This window comes from Marinobacter vinifirmus, assembly GCF_002258215.1.
Lineage (GTDB): Bacteria > Pseudomonadota > Gammaproteobacteria > Pseudomonadales > Oleiphilaceae > Marinobacter > Marinobacter vinifirmus.
Genome location: NZ_NEFY01000006.1, coordinates 67,357 through 81,733, shown reverse-complemented (window position 1 = coordinate 81,733; position 14,377 = coordinate 67,357). Strand labels below are relative to the sequence as shown.

Here is a 14,377-nt window from a genome sequence, read left to right as displayed (position 1 = left end):
GGCGCAAAAAACAAAGGCCCGGCAATTTGCCGGGCCTTTGTCGTTCACCATCAATCCTGCAGCCGTTACTGCCAGATTACCGGCTGCTTCTGGGCATACCAGTTATCCACCTTCGCCTGGTAGGCATCCTCCACCACGTTACGCTTGAGCTTCAGTGTAGGTGTCAGGAAGCTGTTCTCGATGGACCATTCATCGCTGACAACCGTGATGAACGCCAGCTGCTCGTGGGGATCCACGGTCTTGTTCACGTCGGCAATCAGCTTCTTGAAGCTTTCCTCGATTTCCTTCCGGAAACCGGCGTCGGCCATCTGAGGACGGATTTCCTCGCCAAGCAGCACCAGCGCATGGGGCTGGGTCTGGTTGGCACCAGAAACGCACACCATCTCAATGGCATCGTGAGCCATCAGGCGGTTCTCGATCGGTGCAGGGGCAATGTACTTGCCTTTGCTGGTCTTGAAGATTTCCTTGATGCGGCCGGTCAGCTTGAGACGGCCCATATCGTCGATTTCGCCCTTGTCACCGGTTTTCAGGAAGCCGTCCTCGGTAAAGGTTTCCCGGGTTTTCTCCTCGTCCTTGTAATAGCCCATCATGGTGGCCGGGCTCTTCACCAGCACCTCGCCCTGCTCGCTGATCCTTACTTCAACGCCGGGCAGCGCCTCGCCAACATAACCGGTCCGGGTACGGCCGGGCTTGTTCATGTGGGAGTAGGCAAAGTTCTCGGACATACCGTAGCCTTCCAGCAGCTCCAGCCCCAGGTTGCGGTACCAGTCGAGCACATCGTTGGACAGCGGCGCCGAACCGGAGCCGGCCAGCTTGACCTTGTCGAGCCCCAGCCCCTTGAGCACTTTTTTCTTGATCAGCTTGCTGACCACCGGGATCTTCAGCAAACGCTCAAGCTTCTGCTTCGGCACTTTCTGCAGCACGCCGTGCTGGAACTTCACCCACAGGCGGGGTACAGACAGGAACAGGGTCGGCTGTGCACGCTGCAGGTCCTGGACAAAGGTATCCAGTGACTCGGCAAAATACAGCTCGAACCCGGCGTACAGTGAGCCAAGCTCCACAAAGGTCCGTTCGAACACGTGGGCAAGCGGCAGGTAAGACAACATCCGCTCACCCGGGCCCACGCCCAGGGTTTCGATACCGCCGGCGGCGGCAAAGGCCATGTTATTGAAACTCAGCATCACGCCTTTTGGCCGGCCGGTACTGCCGGAGGTGTAAACAATGGTGGCCAGCTCTTCGGGCTCACGCTCGGTCTTGCCTTCCAGCGGCGGATACTTGGCAACGATATCGTCCCAGGTTTCAAAATCATTGGGCGGGCTGAGGGGATAGGAAATGCAGCGCACGGAATCCGGCACGCCGGGCTTCATCATGTCCCAGTCGTCCAGTTTGCCCACAAACAGGACTTCACACCCAGCATGGTCGAGGATGTAGTTGACGGTATCGGCATTCAGGGTGGGATACAGCGGCACGGAGATATGGCCGGCCATCCAGATTGCCCAGTCGGTCATCACCCATTGGGCACAGTTCTTGGAAATCAGGCCGATACGGCTTTTCTCCGGCAGGTTAAGAGACTTCAGGTACGATGCCATCCGGCGGGCTTCGTCTACCGCCCGGCCCCAGGTGTATTGCACCACCTTGCCATCGCCGATGGGCTGGGTCATATAGAGGGAGTCCGCCATTGTGGCCTCCCGGTGGTAAACCATTTCCAGGGGAAGTTTCTTTGCTGTGTCCATGGACCTTCCTGCTTTGTCTTTATAGTTTTCAGAGTTGCGTTTTTAGTGTTATCCGTGGCCTGAATAGCCATTACGACTTTAGTAGCCTATTTGAACACACCTTCACTCGTCAAAACGTGATGAATGCAAAATTATCTGCAGTTCAATACATTGAGGAAAAACAACCGATAAAGTTCATCGCAATCGCTACCCCGAACCCCGCAACCCTGTGGTAAACTTGCGAACTTTGAAAATTTTCCACCCCGCTCCAAGGGGAAACCTGCAACAGACCCGGAGATCGGCATATGGCCAAGAAAACTCTGCGTACCCTGATCGGCGCGTCGCTGCTCGCCGCTGCAAGCCTGGTTCAGGCAGAAGACACTCGTGTAGTTGCCATCACCCAGATTGTTGAACACCCGGCACTGGATGCCGCCCATCAGGGCGTGGTCGACGAGCTGGCCGAACGTGGTTACCGTGAAGGCGAAAACCTGCGCCTTATGCACGAAAGTGCCCAGGGCAACTCGGCTATCGCGTCCCAGATCGCACGCAAGTTTGTGGGTGAAAGCCCGGACGTCATCGTGGCCATTGCCACACCGTCTGCCCAGACAGTTGCCGCAGCCGCCCGGGAAATTCCCGTTGTCTTCTCTGCCGTAACCGACCCGGTTGCCGCCAAGCTGGTTAAGAGCTGGGAAGCACCCGGCGCTAACATCACCGGCGTAAGCGACATGCTGCCGATCGAAAAGCACCTGGATATGCTCCAGCGTGTAATGCCGGATGCCAAGCGTATCGGTACCGTATACAACCCGGGCGAAGCCAATGCTGCTGCCCTGGTGGAACTGTTGGAAGAGCGCCTGGCTGCCCGTGGACTGGAGCTGGTTAAAGGTGCCGCCACCAAGACTTCCGAAGTACTGGGCGCTGCCCGCTCCCTGGTTGGCAAGGCCGATGCCATCTACCTGACCACCGACAACACCGTTATCAGTGCAGCTGAAGCAGTTATTTCCGTAGGCGAGCGCGCCAAGATCCCGGTCTTTGCCGCCGACACCGCTACCGTAGAGCGCGGCGCGGTTGCAGCCCTGGGCTTCAACTACTACAACCACGGCCGCCAGACCGGCGCCATGGTAGCCCGCGTACTTGAAGGTGCCAGCACCGCAGACATGCCGGTGGAAATCATGGAAGAGCTGGACCTGTATGTGAATCCTGAAGCTGGTGAGCGCATGGGCATTACCCTGTCTGAAGACCTCATCCAGGAAGCAGTAAAAGTCGTCAAGAACGACAAGTAACGCCTGACCAACACGGGCGGACCCCAAAAGGGCCCGCCCGTTTTCTTTCACGGTGAATCCATACCCATGCTCAGCGAAATTGCTTTTTACGGCGCACTCGAAACCGGCCTCATTTATGGCCTGGTTGCTTTTGGTATCTATATCTCTTTCCGTGTTCTGGACTTTCCCGACCTGACGGTAGACGGCAGCTTTCCCCTTGGCGCCGCTGTGGCAGCCGTATTGCTGCTGGAAGGCTGGAACCCCTGGCTGGCCACAGGCTGTGCCGTCCTGGCAGGCATGGCCGCCGGCGCGGTGACTGCCATCCTGAACGTCAAACTGAACATTCTTAACCTGCTGGCCTCCATCCTGACGATGATTGCGCTTTATTCGGTTAACCTGCGCATCATGGGGCGGCCCAATATTGCGCTGCTTACCGAAGAAACCGTGCTGACCCCCTGGTACGACTTGGGGCTGGATTACCACCAGGTTCCGGTACTGCTGTTCGTGATCGTGGTTTTTGTGTCACTGATCCTGCTCTGGCGTTTCATGAAATCCGAAACCGGCCTGGCCATGCGCGCCACCGGCGCCAACGCCCGAATGGCGCGCGCCCAGGGCATCGCGACTGGCGGCATGATCATTCTCGGCGTTGCCCTCTCTAACGGCCTGGTTGGCCTGGCCGGCGCCCTGTTCGCCCAGAGCCAGGGCGCGGCAGACGTGACCATGGGCGTTGGTGTGATCGTTATCGGCCTGGCCTCGCTGATTGGCGGCGAAGCGGTTATCACACCGTCTACGGTTATCCGGGCCCTGCTGGCCTGCGTGATTGGTGCCATCATCTACCGCCTTGCGATCGCCTTTGCCCTGAATGCCGACATTCTGGGTTTGCAGGCACAGGACCTGAACCTGATCACCGCAGTGCTGGTAACCCTGGCCATTGTTCTGCCGGGCGTGCGCACCAATATCGCCAACCGCTTCACCCGCAAGAAAGCCTGAGGAGGCACTATGATCAGCGCAACCGATCTGAGGCTCACCTTTGGCAAGGGAACTCCCCTGGAGAACCCGGCCTTGCGGGGCATGAGCCTGACTGTAAACCAGGGTGAATTTGTCACGGTTATCGGCAGTAACGGTGCCGGCAAGTCCACCTTCCTGAACGCCCTGGCCGGCGAGGTGATGGTCGACAGCGGCCAGATTATCGTGGACAACCAGGACGTAACCCGGCTGCCGACCTACAAGCGCGCTGCGCGGGTGGCCCGGGTTTTCCAGGATCCCCTGGCGGGCACCTGTGAAAACCTGTCCATCGAAGAAAACCTGGCGCTGGCCATCAAGCGTGGCCAGCGCCGTGGCCTCAGTGCTGCGGTGAAGAGACAGTATCTGGGCCAGTTCCGGGAAAGCCTGTCTTCCCTGAAGCTGGGCCTGGAAAGCCGCCTTGGTGATAAGATGGGACTGCTTTCCGGCGGCCAGCGCCAGGCTGTGAGCCTGCTGATGGCAAGTCTAACCCCGTCCAGCATCCTGCTGCTGGACGAACACACCGCGGCGCTGGACCCCAAAACCGCAGCCTTTGTGCTGGATCTCACCGAGCAGATCATCGAAGAGCAGAAGCTGACCGCACTGATGGTCACCCACAGCATGAAACAGGCACTGGAAGTCGGCAGTCGCACTGTGATGCTGCATCAGGGCCAGGTGGTGTTCGACATCGCCGGTAAGGATCGGGAAGGCCTGGAGGTGAAAGACCTTCTGGGACTGTTCGAGAAACAGCGTGGGCTTCAGGTAGACGACGACAGCCTGTTACTCGGCTGATTCAAACCAGAGCCTGACCTGAAAAGCGGGGCCTGGCCCCGCTTTTTTTGTTTTGTTAATTGTGGCAACGATCACCTTTTAACCACTACATCTAGTGATCTCCGCAAACGCAGGTTTCATGCGGGGTTGCGGAGTTTCAAGCCTTTTTCCATTGAATTTCTTTGCGGGGCATCGCTCCGGCAATAGTTCGTACCTTATTCACAGAACACTATATCCTGTTATACTCCATTCAAAATAAGCCCATATATAGGGTTAAAGCCAAAGACAGACTGGAAACCGAGGGTGGCAATGAACGCTAAGGCACAGGCAGTAATCACAACGATTCCGATGCAGGAAGCTTCGCTCGACATCTGGAGCAGCAAGTACCAGCTGAAAACCAAGACTGGCGAGCCGGTCGACAAGGACATCAACGCAACCTACGAACGGGTTGCCCGCGCCCTTGCCGAAGTCGAGAAAAAGAATGTACGCGACAAGTACATGAAAGAATTCCTGTGGGCCCTGCAGAACGGTGCCATTCCGGCGGGCCGTATCACCTCCAATGCCGGAGCCGAGGCTCACAAGCCGGCGACCTCGACCATCAACTGCACCGTGTCTGGCAGCATCCACGACTCCATGAATGACATTCTGGAGAAAAACCACGAAGCAGGCCTTACCCTCAAGGCTGGCTGCGGTATCGGCTATGAATTCTCCACCCTGCGCCCCCGTGGTGCCTACGTGGCCGGCGCCGGCGCCACTACTTCCGGCCCGCTGTCGTTCATGGATATCTTCGACCGCATGTGCTTCACCGTGTCGTCTGCCGGTGGCCGCCGCGGTGCACAGATGGCCACCTTTGATGTTCACCACCCGGACGTCATCGAGTTCATCCAGGCCAAGCGTGAAGATGGCCGCCTGCGCCAGTTCAACCTGTCTCTGCTGATCACCGAAGATTTCATCGAAGCCGTGCGTAACGGCGACGACTGGCACCTTTCCTTCCCGGTCACCAAAAAGGAAGTGGAAGAAGAGGGCCTGGACCTGACAGACACCAGCAAGTTCCTGTACCGCGACTTCCCGGTTCAGGACAGCTACGTTATTAACGATGAAGGCAAGGTCGCCTGCCGCATCTACAAGACGGTGAAAGCCCAGTTCATCTGGGACACCATCATGACCAGCACCTACGACTACGCCGAGCCGGGCTTCATCCTGATTGACAAGGTCAACCAGATGAACAACAACTGGTTCTGTGAAGACATCCGTGCCACCAACCCCTGTGGCGAGCAGCCCCTGCCCCCTTATGGCAGCTGCCTGCTGGGTTCGGTCAACCTGACCAAGTTCGTGGACTACCCGTTCACCGACAAGGCCAGCTTCAACTACGAGAAATACCGCAAGGTCGTTGGCACCTTCACCCGTATGCTCGATAACGTAGTGGAAATCAACGGCCTGCCGCTGGCCGAACAGCGCCACGAGATTACCTACAAGCGTCGTCATGGCATGGGCATTCTAGGCCTCGGCTCTACCCTGGCGATGCTGCGCATGCCTTACGGTTCAGATGAATCCGTGAAGTTCACCGAAGAAGTGGTTCGGGAGATGGCCGTTGAAGGCTGGCGCCAGTCCCTGGCCCTGGCCGAAGAGAAAGGCCCGGCTCCGATCATGGAAGACGAGTTCGAAGTGACTCCGAAGATGATGAGCAAGTGCCCCGAGCTGGCCAAAGACGGCTACAAGGTGGGCGACATTCTCAAGGGCAAGCTGCTGCACGCGAAGTACAGCCGCTACATGCAACAGATCGGCCACATAGAGCCGGAGCTCGTCAAGCAACTGGCCGAGAAAGGTGGCCGTTTTACCCACCACACCTCCATTGCTCCGACTGGCACCATCAGCCTGTCCCTGGCCAACAACGCCAGTAACGGTATTGAGCCGAGCTTCTCGCACCACTATGCCCGGAACATCATCCGTGAAGGCCGGAAAACCAAGGAAAAAGTGGACGTGTTCAGCTTCGAACTGCTGGCCTACCGCCACCTGGTCAACCCGGGCGCCATGCCGTTCTCCGATGACGACGACAAGAAGCTGCCCGGCTACTTCACCACATCCGATGATGTATCACCAAAGCAGCACGTAGACATTCAGGCGGCCGCCCAGAAGTGGGTTGATTCCTCCATTTCCAAGACCGCCAACGTACCGCAGGACTTCAAGTACCAGGACTTCAAGGGCATCTACCTGTACGCCTACGACATGGGCCTGAAGGGTTGCACCACTTTCCGCTTCAACCCGGAGGCGTTCCAGGGCGTGCTGGTTAAAGAGAAGGACCTTGAGAATACCCTGTATGAGTTCACCCTGGACGATGGCAGCAAAGTCACCCTGAAGGGCAATGAACAGGTAGAGTACGACGGCGAAGTCCATACCGCCGCCAACCTTTTCGACGCCCTCAAAGAAGGCACCTACGGAAAATACTGAGTCCGGAAACCGACAGACAGGAACAGCAAAATGACAGTCAAAATCAGCAACAAAATCGTCGGCTACCGGGTCAAGAAAGCCGATGCGGAAACCCCGAACGAACACCAGGCACCGGTACAGGCTGAAACCAAGCCGGTTGAGATGAATGAATACATCGAGCGGCCGGATTTCCTGTTGGGCACCACCTACAAGATCAAGCCGCCCGTGGCCGAGCACGCGATGTACATCACCATCAATGACATCCTGCTCAACGAAGGCACTGACCACGAGAGCCGCCAGCCCTATGAAGTGTTCATCAACTCCAAGTCGATGGAACATTTCCAGTGGGTTATCGCCCTCACCCGCGTTATCTCGGCGGTATTCCGCAAAGGTGGCGACGTAACCTTCCTGGTGGAAGAGCTGCGCAGCGTGTATGACCCGAACGGTGGTTACTTCAAGAAAGGCGGCGTCTTCATGCCGTCACTGGTGGCCGAAATCGGCGCCGTGATCGAGAAACACCTGAAAGCCATCGGCCTGCTGGAAAGCGACGAGTTGAGCGAAACCACCAAGCGCATTCTCGCCGAGAAGCGTGCGGAGTTCGAGGCCAGCCAGGACAAGGCCACCAACGACGACACAGGCAGCGACTACCCTGCCAACGCCACCATGTGCGGCAAGTGCAATACCAAGGCTGTGATCGTGATGGACGGCTGTGCTACCTGCCTGTCCTGCGGCGACAGCAAGTGTGGTTGAAGTAATCAGCTGACGAGTTGAAAAAAGCCCGGTTGCGCAAGCAACCGGGCTTTTTTCTGATGGCCACAACTAAAGCATTTGAGTGGGTAGGAATGCTGGATTTTCCTGCTGTACGGGGTATGCTGCGGGTATAGTGGAATAACGGTTTTAACCTGCTATCCAACACAGGTGCACACTGAGCTGACATGAACACAATCACGTCTATCACGATTCGCAAGTACCAGATTCAGGATCTGAGCCCGGTGGTTCGGCTGTTTACGGATTCCGTACATGAGCTGACCGCTGGGGCCTATGATGAAACCCAGCGCTATGCCTGGGCCTCCCGCACGCCTCACCTGGATGTCTGGCGCGAGCGGCTGGACTCGCTGGAAACCCTGGTCGCCGAGGAAGGCGACGACCTGGCCGGGTTCATTTCCTACGACAAGGACGGCACCATTGACCTGGTGTTCACCGCGCCCAACTTTGCCCGCCGGGGCATTGCCTCCACCCTCTACCATGAGGCGGAGAAGCAACTGATCGGCATGGGTGTGAAAGAGCTGAAAACCGAATCCAGCGTGGTCGCACGGCCGTTCTTTGAGCGGCACGGCTTTGAAGTGGTCGACGAGCAGCGGGTCACGGTTCGCGGGGCCCAGTTCCTGCGCTATAACATGCGCAAAGCACTGGAAGGATAATGCGGTGATGCACTATGGCATCACCCCATGCTCACAGGGCCAGCTTCTGGCCAGCTGGTCTGAAGAAGGCCTCTGCGCCATCGAGCTGGGCGACACAGACGAAGAACTTGTCGCCCTGCTTCACGCCCATTTCCCGGGCCAGGTTATCAAGCCCGCAACCGCCGGCATCGCCGACGTACTTGACCCCGTGCGGCAGCTTGTCGACACCCCCACTGGCAGCCTACCGATACCCCTGTCACCAAAAGGCTCTGTCTTCCAGAAAGAAGTCTGGCAAGCCCTTCTGAAAATTCCGGCAGGCACCACCGTCAGTTACAGCGAACTTGCCCGGATGCTGGGCCGCCCGAAAGCCACCCGCGCCGTTGCTACGGCCTGTGCAGCCAATAAACTGGCGGTGGTAATACCCTGCCACCGGGTTGTCCGGTCTGACGGCAGCCTCGGGGGCTACCGCTGGGGCATCGAGCGTAAACGCGCCCTGCTCAACCTTGAAGCGACGCTGGCAGCCAGCGCTTCTTAGCCTTCTCCACAAGATCCCGGGCGTCGTTGTTCCAGGGGTGGAAGTTCGGGCTGTAATACTTCAGGTAAGACGGTATCAACTTGCGGAACACACCCGGCTTGCCCCACATATAATTAAAGGCCCCGGCCCAGGATTTCAGGTTCCCCAGCTGGCCGTCTTCCTTCATCAGCTGAATCACGTGCAGCGTGCTGAAGAACGGGAAGATCACACTCACAACCATCATTTCCGTCACCCGGATAAACTCGCTGCCGCCGATACTCTTATAAACATCAAAGGCCACCGCCTTGTGCTCTGACTCTTCAATAGCGTGCCAGGCCCAGACTGGCGCGATCCTCGGGTCCATTTCCTCGAGCGCATCAAACTTGAGCAGAAACTCCTCTGCCATCAGGGCGGTAAAGTGCTCAACCGCCACCGTATGGGCCAGCTGGCGCTCCGGAGTGAAATTCCTGCGCAGCTTGTTCATGAACCACTGCACTTCACGCTCGAGCCGGCCCAGACCAACGCCCCGCTCCTCCAGGAAGCCGTTCATCAGCTTGTGCTCTTTCGAGTGATGAGCCTCCTGGCCGATAAATGCCCGGATCGCCTTCTTCAGCTCCGGGTCCGTAATCTGGTCCTGGTAGTGACGGACCGAATCAATGAAGAATTTTTCTCCGGGCGGGAAGCTGGCAGACAACGCCCCCAGCAACAAGGTTTTTACCGGGTCGTTATCCCACCAGTATTTTGGGAGATCCTCCGGAAACTCGAAATCCGGACTGCGCACTTCCGGAACCAGCCCCGGCGGTGTCGCACTCCGGTAGCCCCTTGTGGACTTCTTGATCTGTGTCGCTGGCGCGTTCATAGCAAACTCTCCTGAACCTGTGGGCTCGAATACTTTCCTACAGGCTACGCCCCCTTTGGCGGGGGCGTCAGGTGATTGCGGGCCAATTTCCTAATCAGGCGGGCTCTGTGGCCTCTGCGGCAAGCGCCCGTACCCGTTCGAAGTCCTCCTCGGTGAACACACCGTTAACCCCGGACACCGCCGCCAGCTGCATGCCGTGCTTCAGGCCGAGTTTGTAGATTTCCCGCACCTTCTCCCATTCGATATTACGGCCCAGGGTGAAGTTCTCGAACCGGGCTTCCAGCGCCAGTACAATGGTTTCGGCCAGGCAGGCATAGGCAATGCCTTTGGGCAGGCCAATGTCCTTCATCTTTACCGGCCCGGGAAGCTGGATTTCACCGGATTCGATGACCAACACATCCGGCCGCCGGGCTACATCTTCTGCGGGAATATCCAGCGGCCGGGCCACGTCGGTAATCACGCAGCCGGGCTTCACCTTCATGATATCCAGGATGCGCTTGCCGGCCCCTGAGGTGGCCGTTACCACCATATCCATATCCGGAAGATCGCGATCGGTGGTGGCTGCCACGTGTACGATAGCACCCGGGGTTTCCAGTTCGATGCTTTCCTTCAGGGCCAGCAGCTTGGCCGCTTCCGGAGCCACCATATAGATTTCATCCACGGCCTTGGCCAGCAACCGGGCACACACAGAACCAATGGCTCCGGTAGCGCCCACAACCATGGCCTTGCCAGCCATCTTGCCGCTTTTGCCGATACTCACCCTGCCAATACGCTGCGCCGCGTCGTGGGCGGCCCAAAGGGCACCTGAGGCGCTGTAGCTGTTGCCGGTAGTAATCGGCAGCGGTGCCCGCTTGGCCACCGTAATCCCGGCATCCCCGACTACCTTGGTAAACGCGCCCAGGCCCATAATCTGGGCACCCAGTTTCCTGGCCAGCTTTGCCGCCGCCAGCAAGCGGCTGTAGGTAAACTCCGGGTCATGGGCCATGATTTCTTTCGGGGTGCCGCCCACGGTAATCAGCCAGCCTTCCACTTCATCACCAGTGGGTGACTGAATGCCGGAGACCTTCGAATACACAAATGGCGGCGTATAGGCGATGGCTTTTTCCACCAGGTTCATCACCGCCGGCGGCGATACGCTGGCGACCCAGTCCAGGGGCGGGGTTTTGGTCAGATACTGTTGCGACAGCGGATGGATTACAAAGGCGAATCGGTTTATACGGCGGTAGCCATTGGGGTACAGAATCCGGGGTTCTACCCCGAGCCGCTCGATCACATCGAGAAAGTCATCTGCGCCCAACTGCTCCGGAGTTCGGGACAGCGCTGCGCTGATCATCGCCTCCATAACGTTCACCCCCACTGGCCGACCTTCCAGCCAGGGGCTATAGTCCACCACCATGGCGACTTTCCGGGAACGGAACCAGTCCAGGGCAGATTCGCTCACCCGGGAGGTGATCACGGTTTTGCCACCCAGCTCTTTCTCCGTGAAGGCCTCCAGATCCCCCATCGCCCCGACAATCACATGGCAGTCCCTGACCGATTCATGCAGGGAACTGCTGATCAGTTTCTCCCCCATCCGGTAAATAGGAGTGCGGTGTAGTCGCTCGATGACCTTGACGGCATTGGGGCTGAACATCACCGGTGCGGTGAGCTTGGTGTAGGCTTCCAGCTGGCTCAGGGAAGTCAGCAGACGTGGCACGCCGAAATCCAGGTAAGGATCTGCGAACAGCAGGTTGTCTGTATGTTCCGACAACGCCTTGGCAATGCGGAAACCGGCCTGGCCGTTGAGGAACAGCACCCGGGCATTGTCGAAAAAATGGCCCAGTTCGGTCTGGGTATGGCGCACGGCCCATTCCTGGAGAATGCCCCGAAGGCCGGCCCCGGTGGTGACGGGCTTATCCGGCACACAGGCTTCCAGACGCGAGGTATCCGGGTGCTGAAGCTGCTCCCGCCCTACCTGGTAATGGTCGTGGATCATACTCAGGCCAATGGCATCTGCCTGTTCACGCACCGAATCCAGAACGGCCTCGGCACGGTCCAGGTTACCATCGCTCCCCACCCTGATCACCCGGAAGTCCTGGCCCAGAAACCGGGTTTCAAGCTCGTAGTCGTACTCGGATGAGCCCTGGCTGATACTCACAACGGTTTTCATGGCGCCTTGTCCCTGTTTTTGTCCCTGTTGTTTTGTTCTATCTCAAGTCTAGAAGCTGGTGCCTTATCCTGCCTTAGCCCAGATCAAATACCACCGCGCAAATTACCGGCTACACTGAAAAGCACGTTTGATCACCACATCCTTCCACGGAGGTACCATGACCATTCAGGGCGACCTTATTACCACCATTGCCGACCTGGTGCAGCCCGGCAAAGGCATACTGGCTGCTGACGAGAGCACGCCTACCATCGCCAAGCGCTTCAAGGCAGTGGGCGTGGAGTCCACCGAAGCCACACGGCGCCAATACCGCAGCATTATTTTCTCCACGCCCGGCCTTGGCGAACACATCAGTGGCGTGATTCTGTATGAAGAGACCCTGGAACAACTGAGCCTGGATGACGTCGCTATCCCCAAGCTGCTTGCCAGTCAGGGCATTGTGCCCGGCATCAAGGTTGATCAGGGTAAAGGCCCGCTGGTGAATGCCCCGGGGGACGAGATTACCTATGGGCTGGATGGCCTGGCTGCAAGGCTGGAGCATTACAAATCTATGGGTGCGCGATTTGCCAAGTGGCGAGATGTGTTCCATATCTCGGATACCCTGCCTTCGTTCCAGGCCATCAAATCCAATGCCGAGGTACTGGCCCGCTATGCCGCCGTGTGTCAGTCCATGGATATTGTGCCGATCGTGGAGCCGGAAGTGTTGATTGACGGCAACCACAGCATCGAACGGGCCGCAGAGGTGAGCGAAGACGTATTGCTGGAAGTGTTCAAGGCCCTGCACCGGCACCGGGTGAACCTGGAATGCATGGTGCTGAAGCCCAGCATGGTGACACCGGGCAAGGAATCCGGCAAAGCCACGCCCAAACAGGTTGCCGAAGCGACACTGAGCGTGTTCCGCCGGGTAGTACCCGCCGCAGTACCGGGGATTTTCTTCCTATCCGGTGGCCAGACGCCCGAAGAATCCACCGAAAACCTCAATGCCCTGAACAGCCTGGGCTACCACCCGTGGGAGCTGAGCTTCTCCTACGGCCGGGCGCTGCAGGAACCCGCCCAGAAAGCCTGGGCCGGAAGGCTGGAGAATGCCGGGGCAGCACAGGCGGCCATGAAAAAACGGGCCAGACTCAATGGCCTGGCCCGTTCCGGTGATTACACGCCCATGATGGAGAACGAGGGCTAGGCGGCGTTAGTGCTGCGTTGCGAGAGGTCTACCGGCTGATCCAGGCAAGCCAGCATCGGCGCCACTTCCCGGATTTTACGGGCCTGGGGCCACAGGGCTTCGGCTTCGGCAAAACCCTGGCGCAGGTAGTTGAGCCATTGCTTGATGCGGCCGGTCACGTATTTGTCTTCCAGGCGGGTTTGCAGGGCAGCAGCGTATTCCCGCACCAGAACAACTGCCTCGGCCCAGGTCATGGGCTCCAGTGTTTCACCGTTCTGGGAGGCTTTGATCTGTGCCGCCAGGTCCGGCCGGGCGATCAGGCCCCGGCCGATCATGACATCGTCGCAACCGGAGACTTTCCGGCAGCGCCAGTAATCGTCCACGGTCCAGATTTCGCCATTGGCAATCACATGGCTGTTCACGGCTTCGCGTACCTTGGCGATTTCTTCCCAGTAAGCCGGCGGCTTGTAACCATCCACCTTGCTGCGGGCGTGAATAACAATCTCGGAGGCGCCGGCCGCTTCCAACGCCTGGCCACAGGCCACACCCATGGAACGGTCGTCATAGCCCAGGCGCATCTTGGCGGTGACCGGAATATCTGCAGGCACGGCTTTACGAACGGCCGCAGTGATTTCATACATCAGCTCCGGCTCGCGCATCAGTACACAGCCGCCCTTGTGTTTGTTCACCGTCTTAGCCGGGCAGCCAAAGTTGATGTCCACCTGCCCGGCTCCCAGCTCGGCGGCCTTGGCACCATGACGGCCCATCATTTCAGCGTTGGAGCCCAGTAGTTGAACGGCCACTGGCGTGCCCACTTCCGTCAGCGCGTTGTTGTGAAGTTCCGGGGCGTACTTGTAGAAAATCCGGGGCGGCAGCATGCCGTGGGTCACGCGAATAAATTCCGTCACGCACCGGTCAATCCCGCCGACCTTGGTCAGGGTTTCACGAATGGGTGCGTCGACCAGCCCTTCCATCGGGGCAAGGATGATTCGCATGAAAGCTCCAGAAACTGAGAGAAGTGAATCAGAATGCGGCTGATCAAAAATCAGGCGGAGCGGATTGTAAGGAATTCGGGGGGAAATAGGTAGCCGGGCATCCCGAAACAGGATGCCCGGCGGGTTTTACAAC

12 protein-coding genes are annotated in these 14,377 nt (G+C 58.3%); 8 read left to right on the top strand and 4 right to left on the bottom strand.

Annotated elements, in window-relative coordinates; translation table 11 throughout:
• Window positions 1–65 precede the first annotated feature (65 nt).
• A complete protein-coding gene (locus B9Q17_RS09450; RefSeq protein WP_094625040.1) occupies window positions 66–1,733 on the bottom strand; it encodes an AMP-binding protein in 1,668 nt (555 codons plus the stop codon).
• 284 nt (window positions 1,734–2,017) lie between these two features.
• On the opposite strand from B9Q17_RS09450, the gene B9Q17_RS09445 reads away from it, so the two are divergent.
• The 7 genes from B9Q17_RS09445 to B9Q17_RS09415 all read left to right on the top strand — a co-directional run bounded on the left by B9Q17_RS09445 (window position 2,018) and on the right by B9Q17_RS09415 (window position 9,106).
• Window positions 2,018–2,992, top strand: a complete 975-nt coding sequence (locus tag B9Q17_RS09445; protein ID WP_094625039.1) for an ABC transporter substrate-binding protein — start codon at window positions 2,018–2,020, stop codon at window positions 2,990–2,992.
• A gap of 66 nt (window positions 2,993–3,058) precedes the next feature.
• A complete protein-coding gene (locus B9Q17_RS09440; RefSeq protein ID WP_022989181.1) occupies window positions 3,059–3,961 on the top strand; it encodes an ABC transporter permease in 903 nt (300 codons plus the stop codon).
• A gap of 9 nt (window positions 3,962–3,970) precedes the next feature.
• Entirely contained in the window at window positions 3,971–4,765 is a 795-nt protein-coding gene (locus B9Q17_RS09435) for an ABC transporter ATP-binding protein (protein WP_022989180.1), read from the top strand.
• 288 nt (window positions 4,766–5,053) lie between these two features.
• A complete protein-coding gene (locus B9Q17_RS09430; RefSeq protein ID WP_094625038.1) occupies window positions 5,054–7,192 on the top strand; it encodes an adenosylcobalamin-dependent ribonucleoside-diphosphate reductase in 2,139 nt (712 codons plus the stop codon).
• A 30-nt stretch (window positions 7,193–7,222) separates the two neighbouring features.
• Window positions 7,223–7,921 carry a TSCPD domain-containing protein gene (locus B9Q17_RS09425; RefSeq protein WP_022989178.1) on the top strand — a complete coding sequence of 233 codons (699 nt, stop codon included), beginning with the start codon at window positions 7,223–7,225 and terminating at the stop codon, window positions 7,919–7,921.
• Window positions 7,922–8,106: 185 nt separating this feature from the next.
• A complete protein-coding gene (locus B9Q17_RS09420; protein WP_094625037.1) occupies window positions 8,107–8,592 on the top strand; it encodes a GNAT family N-acetyltransferase in 486 nt (161 codons plus the stop codon).
• A gap of 7 nt (window positions 8,593–8,599) precedes the next feature.
• A complete protein-coding gene (locus B9Q17_RS09415) occupies window positions 8,600–9,106 on the top strand; it encodes a methylated-DNA--[protein]-cysteine S-methyltransferase (RefSeq protein ID WP_094625036.1) in 507 nt (168 codons plus the stop codon).
• Here B9Q17_RS09415 and B9Q17_RS09410 read toward each other — a convergent pair.
• Together B9Q17_RS09410 and B9Q17_RS09405 are read right to left on the bottom strand one after the other, a co-directional pair.
• Window positions 9,069–9,944 (bottom strand): metal-dependent hydrolase, encoded by an 876-nt coding sequence (locus B9Q17_RS09410; protein ID WP_022989175.1) that lies wholly within the window; start codon window positions 9,942–9,944, stop codon window positions 9,069–9,071. The genes B9Q17_RS09415 and B9Q17_RS09410 overlap by 38 nt on opposite strands.
• A 94-nt stretch (window positions 9,945–10,038) precedes the next feature.
• Complete coding sequence (locus B9Q17_RS09405) at window positions 10,039–12,093, bottom strand: DUF8754 domain-containing protein (RefSeq protein ID WP_094625035.1); 2,055 nt, start codon at window positions 12,091–12,093, stop codon at window positions 10,039–10,041.
• Window positions 12,094–12,250: 157 nt separating this feature from the next.
• Here B9Q17_RS09405 and B9Q17_RS09400 point away from each other — a divergent pair, with 157 nt between their 5' ends.
• Window positions 12,251–13,270, top strand: coding sequence for a class I fructose-bisphosphate aldolase (locus tag B9Q17_RS09400; RefSeq protein ID WP_094625034.1), 1,020 nt, complete (start codon window positions 12,251–12,253; stop codon window positions 13,268–13,270).
• On the opposite strand, the gene B9Q17_RS09395 is transcribed toward B9Q17_RS09400, so the two are convergent.
• Window positions 13,267–14,244, bottom strand: a complete 978-nt coding sequence (locus tag B9Q17_RS09395) for a tRNA dihydrouridine synthase (RefSeq protein WP_094625033.1) — start codon at window positions 14,242–14,244, stop codon at window positions 13,267–13,269. The two genes, B9Q17_RS09400 and B9Q17_RS09395, sit on opposite strands and share 4 nt — an antisense overlap.
• Window positions 14,245–14,377 lie beyond the last annotated feature (133 nt).